Raw genomic sequence first — 11,917 nt, 5'->3', positions numbered from 1 at the left:
TGCTCACCGGGCTGGTGACGACCAGCACTGCCGATGTGGTCGCAGCCGATAACGTCTTGGCCGCCATCGGCAAGCTGCAGGCCAAGGCCGCCGCTGCTGTGACGGCACTTGCTGCAAAGGCTGCCAGTGGTACCAACAGCGATATCAAATCCCTGACCGGGCTGACCACCGCGTTGTCCGTCGGCCAGGGCGGTACCGGTGTCACCACCACAGCCGCGCTGCTGTCTGCACTGCAGTCGGCGGGCGCCTTCGGCAAGAGCAACATCCTCGGCAGCGTCGGGCAAAGTGGCGGGGTGCCCACGGGCGCCATCATCGAGCGCGGAAGCAACGCTGCCGGTGAATACACACGCTTCGCCGACGGTACCCAGATCTGCTACTGCAAGCCAAGCGGCATTGTCAGCGCTTCGGCAGGCCTGAACGTTCTGGGGCCTTACTCGACCCCGGCGGCGTTTGCCGCATCGGACTTCATCGTTCTGGGCAACGCAGTGCCGCAGGGTACGAACGATCAATACGGCATTGTCCTGGCGTATCCCGCCAGCGCTGGGTCGTTCAACCTGGTGCTGCGTAACGGTGCGGCTGCCCAGCAGTTCGCGAGCTTCCGAATTCTCGTCGTCGGCAGGTGGTTCTAATCATGATTATCAAATTGCACCCGCAGCGCCGCGATGAGCTGCTCGAGGTCCACAAGAGCGGGGATACGCTGGTCATCAACGGGGAGCCGCTGGACTTCAGCCCTCTACCGGACGGCGCCACGCTCCCGGCCGGCGCGGTCGATAGCCCATGGTTCACCGGGGACGTTGATCGCGTGAACGGCGAGTTGGTCATCAACCTGCTGCTGCCATTGCCAGTCAACTACAGCCAGGCGCAGGCGTTTCCACAGGACCTGGTGGGCGTTCCGGATGGTCCGGTGCTGCTGCCTCAGCCGTTGCCAGCGCCCGAAGTTATCGAAGAGCCTCAGGAGTTGGCCGAATGAGCAAAATCGACTGGTCGAAAATGATCACCAAAGAGATGAAGGAGGCCGCGGCGCTGGCGCTGGTGCTTGCGGAATCGAAAAGCCAGCTGGCGCAGCGTAACGCCGTGGCTGCGGAGCAGATCGCCCGGATTCAGGACCGTGTGGACACGCTGGGGTACGGAGTTGATGCCGGCGTGGCCACCGAAGAGGATGAGGCCGAGCTGGCGGCGCTGACGATCAGCCTCAAATCTTGGAAAACCTACAAGTTCGCCCTGGGCAAGGTGGCTACGCAGCCGACCTGGCCGGCGGCGCCGGTGTGGCCCCCAGCACCCGCAGTCCCTGACATCGCCGCAGATCCCGCCGCGCTGGCGCTTGACACTGTCTGATCGCGACCCCGCGACCCGGCCCGCCATCGAGCGGGTATTTTTTTGCCTGGAGAAAAGTGATGCCTGTAACTGAGAAAGATCGCGATGTGCTGGCGCGTACCCTGTGGGGCGAGGCTCGCGGGGAAGGGGCGGCGGGGATGGTGGCCGTGGCCTGGTCGATCCGCAACCGGGTGGACATGGACCTGCACAATGACGGCAAGGCTGATTGGTGGGGTGAGGGCTACGTCGATGTCTGCACGAAGCCCTGGCAGTTCAGCTGCTGGAACAAGGGTGACCCGAACCAGCCGTACCTGACCGGCGCGAAGGCCATCCCGTTCCGTGAGCTGGCCCAGTGCCGCGCGGCCGCTGACCTGGTGATCGATGGGAAAGTGCCGGACCCGACCAAAGGGGCAACGCACTATTACGCCACCACCATGCCCAAGGCGCCGGCCTGGGCCGCGAAGGCGAAGAAGACCCTGACCCTGGGGCATCACGTGTTCTTTAAGGATGTGCCCTGAACGTCAGAATGCGTCGTTCCGAAGAACACCTCCGGCACTTTGTACTGCCGCATGACGGCGTCTCGTTGAATAAGGATGAGCTGAAGGGAGGCGATCTTGTCGCTCCGCTGGTTGTTCTCCTGCCGCAGCTCGTCGAGGTATTGGTCCAGTTCGGCTTTCTGCTTGCGCAGTTTGTCGCGCTCGGCCGTGACCTCGGCATTGATGTCCACCAGCTGCGCCAGGTTCTTCCGGTGCCGGCTGACTTCTTCCTGTAACGCCCGGCATTCCTCGATGAGCAGGTGCGACTGCTGCTCGAGCATTTCCTCGCGGGTGAATTCATCGGGCCATTCGGCCTCTGGTATGTCGTCCATTGGTAAAACTCAAATACTGTTTGTATATACAGTAATCGAGTTCGCCGGGCGAAGACCAGCCAGGCTGACGAGTTGCGATTTGGGGAGGGGTGAAACGGTCGGCAGAACGCCATAGGAGGGGTGCTGAAGCTGTCTAATACTACGTCCCGCGACCTCGATTTTTCTGGTCGTAAACCCACCTAAATCGTGGTTCAGTTTTAGACGTCAAAATCGCGCAGGCCTTTTAGTGTCTGGCCTGCGAGCTTGTTTTTACACTACTGCTGCATCATGGGTGTGTGCGACGAGAGATCGGAAATTGCTTTATTCATCAGTCATTTAGGCAAATTCGTTGGAAGATTGGGGCAAATGGAGCGCGTGGCGTGGAACTCCACCTACGTGGGTCGACGCCAGATCCGATTGCTTTTGCGATGGGGCCAAGGGTATCACGCACGCTCGTGGCTCGCAGGTCCGGGTTATTCGTCACGGCGCGTTTCCGGGGCCACATTTTGCCGCTGCAGCTGTCTAGGATGTGGGGGCTGCGGTCCGATTCCGGGCCGGCATGAAAAAGGACTTTCATATGAAAAAACGCAAACGCGCACGGGACGCCACCAACGGACGCTTCATCACCCTTGAAGAGGCGCGGCAGCGACCGCGGGAAACCGTCACCGAGACCATCAAGCCACCCAAGAAATGCCCCGTTCCGCTGGAGCCCGCATAGACCATCGGACAGGCGCGGTTGCCGGGCAGTCGCGTCCTGTCTTGCACTGCCGGCACGCTCGTGTAGCGTGTGGCGCTTGCCCGGAACATTCGGAGAATCGCTGTGGATGACATCACTCAACTGGCTGCCACCCTTGGGCAGCAGCTGTTAAAGGTACATGCGCAAGTGAGTACCGCTGAATCTTGCACCGGCGGGGGCATCGCCGAGGCCATCACCCGCATTCCCGGCAGCTCGGCCTGGTTCCAGGCTGGCTACGTCACTTATTCCAACCAGCAGAAAACCCGGCAGTTGGGCGTTGCGCCCGATCTGTTCGCGCAGGTCGGGGCTGTCAGCCAGGAAGTGGTTCAGGCCATGGCCCGGGGCGCACAGGACAACAGCAGCGCCCGGTTCTCGGTCGCGGTCAGCGGTGTGGCCGGTCCCGATGGTGGGTCAGTGGAAAAACCGGTGGGTACGGTGTGGATCTGCTGGGGGGCTGGGGAGCAGCTGATTGCCCGACGCTTTCAGTTCGCCGGTGACCGCGATCAGGTGCGCCGACAAACGGTGAAGGCCGCTCTAGAGGGGCTGATCCAGCTCACTCAGGCAGAAATACCAAATCAGGGGTAGGCGCGGGCTCAACCCTGTGGAATAATACTGTTCACTTATACAGTTATATCGGCCATCAGGCCTAACCGATTACGAGAGGACTTCAATGGACGACAACAAGAAGAAAGCCTTGGCTGCGGCCTTGGGTCAGATCGAGCGTCAGTTCGGCAAAGGCGCAGTCATGCGCATGGGCGATCATGACCGTCAGGCTATTCCTGCTATCTCCACCGGTTCGCTGGGTCTCGATATCGCACTGGGTATCGGCGGTCTGCCAAAAGGTCGGATCGTTGAAATCTACGGCCCGGAGTCTTCCGGTAAAACCACCATGACCCTGTCGGTCATTGCCGAAGCTCAGAAGATGGGCGCCACCTGTGCGTTCGTCGACGCCGAGCACGCGCTTGATCCGGAATACGCCGGCAAGCTGGGCGTCAACGTCGACGACCTGCTGGTCTCGCAGCCGGACACCGGTGAGCAGGCCCTGGAAATCACCGACATGCTGGTGCGCTCCAACGCCATCGACGTCATCGTCGTCGACTCCGTTGCCGCGCTGGTGCCAAAAGCTGAAATCGAAGGTGAAATGGGCGACATGCACGTCGGCCTGCAAGCCCGTCTGATGTCTCAGGCGCTGCGTAAAATCACCGGTAACATCAAGAACGCCAACTGCCTGGTCATCTTCATCAACCAGATCCGCATGAAGATCGGCGTGATGTTCGGCAGCCCTGAAACCACCACCGGTGGTAACGCGTTGAAGTTCTACGCCTCGGTTCGTCTGGACATCCGCCGCACCGGCGCCGTCAAGGATGGCGACGAAGTGGTCGGCAGCGAAACCCGCGTCAAGGTCGTGAAGAACAAGGTAGCTCCTCCTTTCCGTCAGGCTGAATTCCAGATCCTGTACGGCAAGGGCATCTACCGTAACGGCGAAATCATCGATCTGGGTGTGCTGCACGGTCTGCTGGAAAAATCCGGCGCCTGGTACAGCTACCAGGGCAACAAGATCGGCCAGGGTAAAGCCAACTCGGCCAAGTTCCTGCAGGACAACCCGGAAATCGGTGCGACCCTGGAGAAGCAAATCCGCGAAAAACTGCTGACTGCTGCGCCTGACGTCAAAGCCCAATCGTCTCGCGTTGCCGAAGACGACATCGCTGAAGTCGAAGACGCTGACATCTGATTGCTGTCATGTCGGTAGAGCTTGATACGCCCGTCGCCGTACGGCGTACTGCAATGGACCTGCTCGCACGTCGCGAGCACGGTCGGGTCGAGCTGACGCGCAAGTTGCGTCAGCGAGGCGCCCCTCCTGAATTGATCGAAACGGAGCTCGACCGTCTGACGGAAGAGGGTCTGCTTTCCGAATCCCGTTATCTCGAAAGTTTTGTTTCCTACCGTGCGCGGTCTGGCTACGGCCCTTTGCGCATCCGCGAAGAGCTGGGGCAGCGTGGGTTGCAGCGTGCCGATATCGAACTGGCGCTTCGTGAGTGCGGCATTGACTGGCGAGAGAAGCTGGAAGAGTGCTGGCAGCGCAAGTTCGGTGGGCAATTGCCCCAGGATGCCCGCGAACGTGGGCAGCAGATGCGCTTTCTGAGCTACCGAGGTTATCCACCGGAACTCATCAGCCGTCTGCTAAGCGGGAAAGGCTACGACGACTGATATCGCGTGGGCGTGTTCGAGATCGCTCCCGCGGGCAAGCCCGGCTGCTACGGGATTTGCGGTGTCCGCGCGGGATTTGTGTTGTCTGTTCGTAGCAGCACGGCTTGCCGGCGGGGGCGTCCGCAAGATCGCTGACGCCGGCAAGCCGGACTGCTACGGGGTCGGTTTCACGTCGCCTGCAGGGGTTCGCGACCGGTGGCTTTGATACCTTGCACCGGCTTCGCCCAGTTTTCGCTCTGATTGATGAAATTCACCAACTCACGAAGCCGTCCATGATTGCGCCCGGTGAATTTGAACGCCAGGCGGGTGAGGTGGCTGAACTGCGCCTCGTCGTGCTCTTCCTGGTAGCTGTGCTGATGAAAATCATCGCTCAGGCGCAGGTCGGCGAAGCTCTCCTGGATCTGCGACAGCGCCTGTTCGCTCAGGGCATGGTGCATGCGAATCACGAAGGTGTTCTTCAGCCAGCGGCTTGAGTGGAAGTTGCTGTAGAACTGGTTGATCTCGGCCACGGCCTCGTCGGCGCTGTACACCAGTCTCAGCAGGTTCATGTCGCTGGGCAGAATGTAGCGGTTGGCTTCCAGTTCGTTTCTGATAAAGCTCAGGGCTCCCTCCCAGAATGTGCCGCCCGGTGCATCCAGCAGCACCACGGGCACCAGCGGACTCTTGCCGGTCTGGATCAGTGTCAGCACTTCCAGCGCTTCATCCAGGGTGCCGAAACCGCCCGGGCAGAGCACCAGGGCATCGGCCTCCTTGACGAAAAACAGCTTACGGGTGAAGAAGAAGTGGAAGGGCAAGAGGTTGCCCGTCCCGTCGACGGTGGCGTTGGCGTGTTGTTCGAAAGGCAGGGTGATGTTGAAGCCCAGGCTGTAGTCGAGCCCGGCGCCTTCGTGAGCGGCGGCCATGATCCCGCCGCCTGCGCCGGTGATCACCATGAGGTCGGAGGCGGCAAGTTTGGCACCCAGCTCACGAGCCAGGGCGTACACCGGGTGCTCAAGCGGCGTGCGGGCCGAGCCGAACACCGTGACCTTGCGCCGGCCCCGGAACTGTTCCAGCACACGGAAAGCATTGTCCAGTTCGCGCAGGGCCTGAAGGACGATTTTGGCGTTCCAGCGGTTGCTGTCGTCCTGGGCCATGCGCAGGACGGTCAGCATCATGTCTCGGTACAGCGCAAGATTGGGGCTGTTGGGGGCCACCAGGTTGAGTTGTTCTTCGACCTTGGCGGTCAGGTCCATTCCGTTGCTCTGGAAATGGCGGGACAACAGATCATTGGGTACATAAGGCATTCAGACTTTCTCCTTCTGCAGAATCATTGATCCGGTGCGTTGCCACAGGATCACGACGCTTCATGCGTCGCTGCTCACAGCCGATCGGGGGCCAGGGTCAATTGCTCGATGGCGACAGGCTGACGCCACGTTGATTCTGCCTATGTCCTTGGGTTGAAAAGAAAATAGTGTGCGTGACGACTGTGACAGGCAACCCCCTTTCTTGCCCGTGAAACACCATGAATCAATACGGTAGGTACAGCGGCTGACTCGATGATGTGCCCAACAATCCACGCTGGCAACGACTCTTTGCGAGCATCGGGCAACCTGCTTTCCACTCGTCGGAAGCCAGCATGAGGCGTCAGCGCTCTGATTTACTGAAAGAGATGGCAGAGTAATGCCATTGCAACCTGGATAGCATCGACGGGCCCGAATGTCGGGTGGCGCGTCGAACGGCGGTCATCGAGGTTTGCCCACGTGCACGTCTGGCGTGGACGGGCCAGGGAGGATGAAATGGAAATCATCAGGCTGGAAGTCGATCAGGAGCTGTACCACTCGCTGATCGAGTCGGCGCGCAGCAGTCGTTGCACGCTGGAGCAGGAATGCATCAGGCGCCTGAGCCAGAACGGCCGGCGCTCGTACTATCTTCAGGCGCTGGTCGCCGAATTGCGCGCCGAAGATCAGCAACGGCGCGCAGCCTGCTAGCAGGGCAGGTTACTTCTTCTTGGCAGGCGGTTTTGCGGCGCAGTCGGCTGCGGTGATCTGCTGAGTGGTGATCGGGCGATCGGTCTTGTATTCGCGGAAGTCGTAGCGCAGCACCGCGCCCTTGGCCATCAACTGGCGGTATCCAGCATTGCGGCAGACGCTCGTGCCCAACTGGCGACCCATCAGGTCCGGGTTCTCGCGCATTTGCGCAGCCTGGCCGGCCTGCACGCTCAGGTGATTGATGAGCACCTTGCCCTCGACGGTGTAACCGTTGTCCAGAATGTCTTCGCTGAGCGCGTTGGGCTTTCCGACGTTGCTTTTCGCAGCGACCTGTTCAAGCTCCTTGTTGAGTTCGTAGTCCTGTTTGGACGCCGCGTTGGCGCACAGAGGGGCAACGAGCAAGAGCGTAAGCGCGGGGGCGATGAGGCGCAGCATTGGATTCTCCTGGAGCAATGAACGGTGTTGGACCGGCGACAACGGCAGGCGTTCACTGGTGACATAAGGCTTTCAAGGCCGGGCAGTATAGGGGAGTCGCCAAGGCCGACACCAGAGATCCGGCGGCGTCTGGTAAACTGCGGCGACTTTTTCCTGCCGGATGTTTCCTGTGTCGTTGCCTTCCTGCTGCCCGCTGCCGTTACCCGGGCGCCTTGCCTCATGAGCCATGCCGTCTCGCGTCTGCGCGCCGAACGCTTGGCCCGCAGCACCAAGCCGTTCATTGCGCGAGGCTCGCGCGCGCCTCGCTGTGCAAGATGCCGGGTGATCGAAAGCTACTGCCTGTGCGCGTGGAGACCAGAGGTTCAGGCGCAGTCGGCAGTCTGTCTGCTGATGTATGACACCGAGCCGTTGAAACCGACCAACACGGGTTGGCTGATTGCCGATGTCATCAAGGACACCGAGGCCTTCAGTTGGTCGCGAACCGAGGTGGACGAAAAGCTCCCGGCGCTGCTCAATGATCCGCAGTGGCAGCCTTACATCGTGTTCCCGGGTGAGTTCGTGGCGCCCGAGCGGGTGGTCACCCAGGTGACGCCGCAGCCGGGCAAGCGTCCATTGTTCATTCTCCTTGATGCCACCTGGCCCGAGGCGCGCAAGATGTTTCGCAAGAGCCCCTATCTGGACAATCTGCCGGTGCTGAGTCTTGAGCCTGAGCAGATGTCACGCTATCGGCTGCGCCGCTCCAAGCGCGACGATCATTTCTGCACGGCCGAGGTGGCGGCGTTGTGTCTGGAACTTGCCGGCGATCAACAGGCCGCAGGGGTGCTGGACGCCTACCTGGATGTGTTCAGCGCCCACTACCTGGGCGCCAAGTTCCTGTTGCCCATCGACCCGGACGACGCCCCCCACAGCCATCTAAAGCCGTTTCTGTAGGTAGCCTCTACACCAAACCTGTGGGAGCGGGAATCCGCTGCGACACGAGACCTGTGGGAGCGGGCTTGCCCGCGAAGGCATCAGTCCAGACTCTGCAAAGGTGCCTGACCCTCCGCTTTCGCGGGCAAGCCCGCTCCCACAGAAGCTTCATCGCTGCCGTTTTCAGGCCGGTTCTTTCCTCGGCCACAGTTGCGCCAGCAACATCCCCGCCAGCATCAGCGCGCAGCCCACATATCCACGCAGTTGTAACGCCTCGCCGAGAAACCACGCGCCGGCAATCGCGGCGAACACCGCTTCAAGCGACAGAATGATCGCGGCATGGGAGGCAATGGCGTGCTTCTGCGCCACCACTTGCAAGGTGTATCCGACGCCCACCGCGAATACGCCGCCGTAGAGCAGGGCAGGGCCCGCGGCGATGATGCTGTCCAGGGTAATCGGCTCGAAGATCAAAGCCAGGATCAGGCTGATGACCGAGCAGGTGGCGAATTGCAGGAACGCCAGGCGGATCGGGTCATGGCGGCTGGCGAACAGGCCCACCAGAATCACGTGCCCGCCCCAGACGAACGCGCCGATCAGTTGCAGCCAGTCACCGGATGCGACCTTAAAGTTGTCGCCGACGCTGAGCAGGAACATGCCGATCACCGCCAGCACGCAACCGAGCCAGGTGCCCATGCCGGTCTTGTGACCCAGAAGCAGCCCCAGAAGTGGAACTACAATGACATACAGCCCAGTGATGAAGCCTGCGTTGGTGACACTGGTAAACAGCAGCCCCACCTGCTGCAGGTTGATGCCCAGTGCCAGCGCGATGCCCATGACGATGCCGCCTTGCAGCAGCCCGCGGGTCATCAGGGGTTCCGGTGCAGGGCCGCTGGCAGGGCGGCGCAGGATCAGCGGCAGCAGGCAGATCGAGCCCAGCGCAAAGCGCAGGCCGGAGAACAGGTAGGGGCCGATGTGATCCATGCCCGCAGTCTGTGCGACGAAGCCTGAGCCCCAGATCATGGCGGTCAGGAGCATGAGCAGGTCCGCTCGCAGGGCGTGTCGTTGCATGATGGCACTCGTCGATTCAGGGCCGCAGACTGTGCCGTAAACCGTCGAGCTTGACCACCCCGGCTTCGCTGGGCATCCTTGGCGCCGCATGAATGTTCGAACGCCTTGTATCCCGTGCTTTTGGCGTGGTTTGCGCCGCAGTGGCACACGGTGATGAGGGCTGGCATTTACCGATGCCATCGTGAGGGCTGAATCCGTCGGCGCTCACTTATAAACAGGATCATGAAATGAACTACGAAATCCTGATCGCCGATGACCATCCTTTATTCCGCAGTGCCTTGCATCAAGCGCTGACGCTTGGCCTGGGCCCCGATGCCCGGTTGGTCGAAGCCGAAAGCATCGCTGACCTCGAAACGCGCCTCACTGAGAAATCCGATTGGGATCTGGTCCTGCTGGACCTGAACATGCCCGGCGCCTATGGTTTTTCCGGGCTGGTGCTGTTGCGTGGCCAGTATCCGCAGGTGCCGGTGGTGATGGTGTCGGCCCAGGAGGAAGCGGCCGTGGTGGTCAAGTCCAAGGAGTTTGGCGCCAGCGGCTTCATTCCCAAGTCCAGCTCCCTGGAAACCATCCAGCAGGCAGTGCGTACCGTGCTCGATGGCGATGTCTGGTGGCCGCCGCAGGTGAATGAAAGCGTGCGAGTCTCGGATGAAGCCCGCGCGGCCAGCGAAGGGCTTGCGAGCCTCACGCCGCAGCAGTTCCGGGTGCTGACCATGGTCTGCGAAGGCCTGCTCAACAAGCAGATTGCCTACGAACTCAACGTTTCGGAGGCCACCATCAAGGCCCACGTCACGGCGATCTTCCGCAAGCTGAACGTGCGCACCCGTACCCAGGCCGCGCTGTTGCTGCAACAACTGGAATCGATTTCGCCCAACTGATTTGCGCGTTTTCGCTCTGTTTCAAGGCATTCGGCGGCAGACCTTCACACTTTTTTGACTGTCGCTGAACTAGCCTCCCTCGTCTTCATTTATCAGTAAGTTTCCCTCATGACGTCACCGTTCAAAGGCCAAACCGGATTCAAACGCGTGCTCAACGCCGCAGGCTATTCCCTCGACGGGCTGGTTGCCGCTTTCAAGGGCGAAGCCGCCTTCCGGCAACTGGTGCTGCTCAACGTCATTCTGATTCCGCTGTCGTTCCTGTTTCACGTCAGTCGTGGCGAAAGGGCGATCCTGATTGCGGTGTGCCTGCTGGCGCTGATCGTTGAATTGCTCAACTCGGCCATCGAGGCGGCCATCGACCGCATCTCCCTGGACCGGCACCCGCTCTCCAAGAACGCCAAGGACATGGGCAGCGCCGCGCAGTTCGTGGCCTTGAGCATGATTGCGGTGGTCTGGGGCCTGATCCTGCTGAGCTGAATACATTCCTCCGTAGCAGCACGGCTTGCCGGCGGGAGCGGTGTGTCAGACGGTACATTTGTCACAGACACACCGCCCCGCCGGCAAGCCGTGCTGCTACGGTTCGGCGTCAGGCAATGCTCGGCAACACAATCTCGTCACTGCGCCGCACCCCTGCGGTAAACGCCCTGCACAGCTCCAGAAACTCGCGGATCGCCGACGTCTGGTATTTCTGCTTGTGCCAGATGAAGTAGAACTGCCGCACCAGGTCCAGCTCAGGGGTTTCCACCGCCACCAGGCTGCCCCGGCGAAACGCATCGCGCAGCGCCAGGCGCGAGATACAGCCAATTCCCAGCCCCGATTCCACCGCGCGCTTGATCGCCTCGGTGTGCTCAAGCTCCAGCCGCACGTTGAGGCTGTTGAGGTGATGGCGCATGGACTGGTCGAACGTCAGCCGCGTCCCTGAACCCTGCTCCCGCAGAATCCAGGCCTCGTGGGTCAGCTCTTTCAAGGTGGCCTGGCCGCGCTTGGCCAGCGGATGCTGCGGGGCGCAGAACACCACCAGCTCATCCTCAACCCAAGTCTGCACTTCGATATCGGGGTGGCTGCAATCACCCTCGATCAGGCCCAGGTCGATTTCATAGTGGGCCACCTGTTGCACGATGTTGGCGGTGTTCTGCACGTGCAGCTTCACCTGGCTTTCCGGGTGGCGCTGCATGAAGCTGCCGATCAGCAGGGTGGCCAGGTAGTTGCCGATGGTCAGGGTGGCGCCCACCGCCAGCGAGCCGAAGCCGGACTTGCCGTTGAGCAGGTCTTCGATTTCCTTGGCCTGGTCCAGCAAGGCCACGGCCTGGGGCAGCAACTGGCGCCCGGTGGCGTTCAGGCTCAGGCGCTTGCCCGCCCGATCGAACAGCTGGCAACTGGATTGGCGCTCCAGTTCGGTAATGGAGGTACTGGCCGCAGATTGCGACAGAGACAGCTGCACGGCAGCGCGGGAAACGCTTTCCTGCTGGGCCACGGCGACGAAGACTTGCAGCTGACGGAGAGTAAATCGCATATCTATATAACCGATAACCCATATCTTGATAATTCAGTTAACAGA

The 11,917-nt window shown here is 61.1% G+C and carries 16 protein-coding genes and 1 pseudogene; 12 read left to right on the top strand and 5 right to left on the bottom strand.

Features of this window, described 5'->3' with window-relative positions; all coding sequences use genetic code 11:
- The 4 genes and pseudogenes from NPS29_RS19645 to NPS29_RS19630 form a co-directional block, all read left to right on the top strand.
- A pseudogene (locus NPS29_RS19645) lies at positions 1 to 629 on the top strand (hypothetical protein); the annotation flags it as partial.
- A gap of 2 nt (positions 630 to 631) precedes the next feature.
- The gene (locus tag NPS29_RS19640) at positions 632 to 970 is read left to right on the top strand and encodes a hypothetical protein (RefSeq protein ID WP_274134462.1); all 339 of its coding nucleotides are present in this window, start codon (positions 632 to 634) and stop codon (positions 968 to 970) included.
- Entirely contained in the window at positions 967 to 1,335 is a 369-nt protein-coding gene (locus tag NPS29_RS19635) for a phage tail protein (RefSeq protein ID WP_274134461.1), read from the top strand. Before NPS29_RS19640 ends, NPS29_RS19635 begins: the two co-directional genes overlap by 4 nt.
- A gap of 59 nt (positions 1,336 to 1,394) precedes the next feature.
- On the top strand, positions 1,395 to 1,832 hold the full coding sequence (locus NPS29_RS19630; RefSeq protein WP_274134460.1) for a cell wall hydrolase: 438 nt from the start codon (positions 1,395 to 1,397) through the stop codon (positions 1,830 to 1,832).
- On the opposite strand, the gene NPS29_RS19625 is transcribed toward NPS29_RS19630, so the two are convergent.
- Complete coding sequence (locus NPS29_RS19625; protein ID WP_274134459.1) at positions 1,805 to 2,182, bottom strand: hypothetical protein; 378 nt, start codon at positions 2,180 to 2,182, stop codon at positions 1,805 to 1,807. The two genes, NPS29_RS19630 and NPS29_RS19625, sit on opposite strands and share 28 nt — an antisense overlap.
- Before the next feature lie 556 nt (positions 2,183 to 2,738).
- Between NPS29_RS19625 and NPS29_RS19620 the strand changes: the two genes are divergently transcribed.
- The 4 genes from NPS29_RS19620 to recX all read left to right on the top strand — a co-directional run bounded on the left by NPS29_RS19620 (position 2,739) and on the right by recX (position 5,105).
- Entirely contained in the window at positions 2,739 to 2,879 is a 141-nt protein-coding gene (locus NPS29_RS19620) for a hypothetical protein (protein WP_274134458.1), read from the top strand.
- Positions 2,880 to 2,981: 102 nt separating this feature from the next.
- On the top strand, positions 2,982 to 3,482 hold the full coding sequence (locus NPS29_RS19615) for a CinA family protein (protein WP_274134456.1): 501 nt from the start codon (positions 2,982 to 2,984) through the stop codon (positions 3,480 to 3,482).
- 85 nt (positions 3,483 to 3,567) lie between these two features.
- Positions 3,568 to 4,629 carry a recombinase RecA gene (gene recA / locus NPS29_RS19610; RefSeq protein WP_274134455.1) on the top strand — a complete coding sequence of 354 codons (1,062 nt, stop codon included), beginning with the start codon at positions 3,568 to 3,570 and terminating at the stop codon, positions 4,627 to 4,629.
- Between the two features lie 8 nt (positions 4,630 to 4,637).
- Complete coding sequence (recX, locus tag NPS29_RS19605) at positions 4,638 to 5,105, top strand: recombination regulator RecX (RefSeq protein WP_274134454.1); 468 nt, start codon at positions 4,638 to 4,640, stop codon at positions 5,103 to 5,105.
- 167 nt (positions 5,106 to 5,272) lie between these two features.
- On the opposite strand, the gene NPS29_RS19600 is transcribed toward recX, so the two are convergent.
- A complete protein-coding gene (locus NPS29_RS19600) occupies positions 5,273 to 6,388 on the bottom strand; it encodes an LOG family protein (protein WP_274134453.1) in 1,116 nt (371 codons plus the stop codon).
- A 492-nt stretch (positions 6,389 to 6,880) separates the two neighbouring features.
- On the opposite strand from NPS29_RS19600, the gene NPS29_RS19595 reads away from it, so the two are divergent.
- Positions 6,881 to 7,072 (top strand): hypothetical protein, encoded by a 192-nt coding sequence (locus tag NPS29_RS19595; RefSeq protein ID WP_274134451.1) that lies wholly within the window; start codon positions 6,881 to 6,883, stop codon positions 7,070 to 7,072.
- A gap of 9 nt (positions 7,073 to 7,081) precedes the next feature.
- Here the strand turns inward: NPS29_RS19595 and NPS29_RS19590 are convergent, their stop codons facing one another.
- Positions 7,082 to 7,507 (bottom strand): PA3611 family quorum-sensing-regulated virulence factor, encoded by a 426-nt coding sequence (locus NPS29_RS19590; protein ID WP_274134450.1) that lies wholly within the window; start codon positions 7,505 to 7,507, stop codon positions 7,082 to 7,084.
- A 219-nt stretch (positions 7,508 to 7,726) separates the two neighbouring features.
- On the opposite strand from NPS29_RS19590, the gene NPS29_RS19585 reads away from it, so the two are divergent.
- Entirely contained in the window at positions 7,727 to 8,437 is a 711-nt protein-coding gene (locus NPS29_RS19585; RefSeq protein ID WP_274134448.1) for a tRNA-uridine aminocarboxypropyltransferase, read from the top strand.
- Positions 8,438 to 8,599: 162 nt separating this feature from the next.
- On the opposite strand, the gene NPS29_RS19580 is transcribed toward NPS29_RS19585, so the two are convergent.
- Complete coding sequence (locus NPS29_RS19580; protein ID WP_274134447.1) at positions 8,600 to 9,484, bottom strand: DMT family transporter; 885 nt, start codon at positions 9,482 to 9,484, stop codon at positions 8,600 to 8,602.
- 227 nt (positions 9,485 to 9,711) lie between these two features.
- Here NPS29_RS19580 and erdR point away from each other — a divergent pair, with 227 nt between their 5' ends.
- Positions 9,712 to 10,359, top strand: coding sequence for a response regulator transcription factor ErdR (gene erdR, locus NPS29_RS19575; RefSeq protein ID WP_274134445.1), 648 nt, complete (start codon positions 9,712 to 9,714; stop codon positions 10,357 to 10,359).
- 108 nt (positions 10,360 to 10,467) lie between these two features.
- A complete protein-coding gene (locus NPS29_RS19570; protein WP_274134444.1) occupies positions 10,468 to 10,836 on the top strand; it encodes a diacylglycerol kinase in 369 nt (122 codons plus the stop codon).
- Between the two features lie 109 nt (positions 10,837 to 10,945).
- Here the strand turns inward: NPS29_RS19570 and NPS29_RS19565 are convergent, their stop codons facing one another.
- The gene (locus NPS29_RS19565; RefSeq protein WP_274134443.1) at positions 10,946 to 11,872 is read right to left on the bottom strand and encodes a LysR family transcriptional regulator; all 927 of its coding nucleotides are present in this window, start codon (positions 11,870 to 11,872) and stop codon (positions 10,946 to 10,948) included.
- Between the last annotated feature and the right edge of the window lie 45 nt (positions 11,873 to 11,917).

Origin of the sequence: Pseudomonas putida (genome assembly GCF_028682175.1) — a bacterium.
Lineage (GTDB): Bacteria > Pseudomonadota > Gammaproteobacteria > Pseudomonadales > Pseudomonadaceae > Aquipseudomonas > Aquipseudomonas putida_AD.
This window is presented reverse-complemented; position numbering and strand designations above follow the sequence as displayed.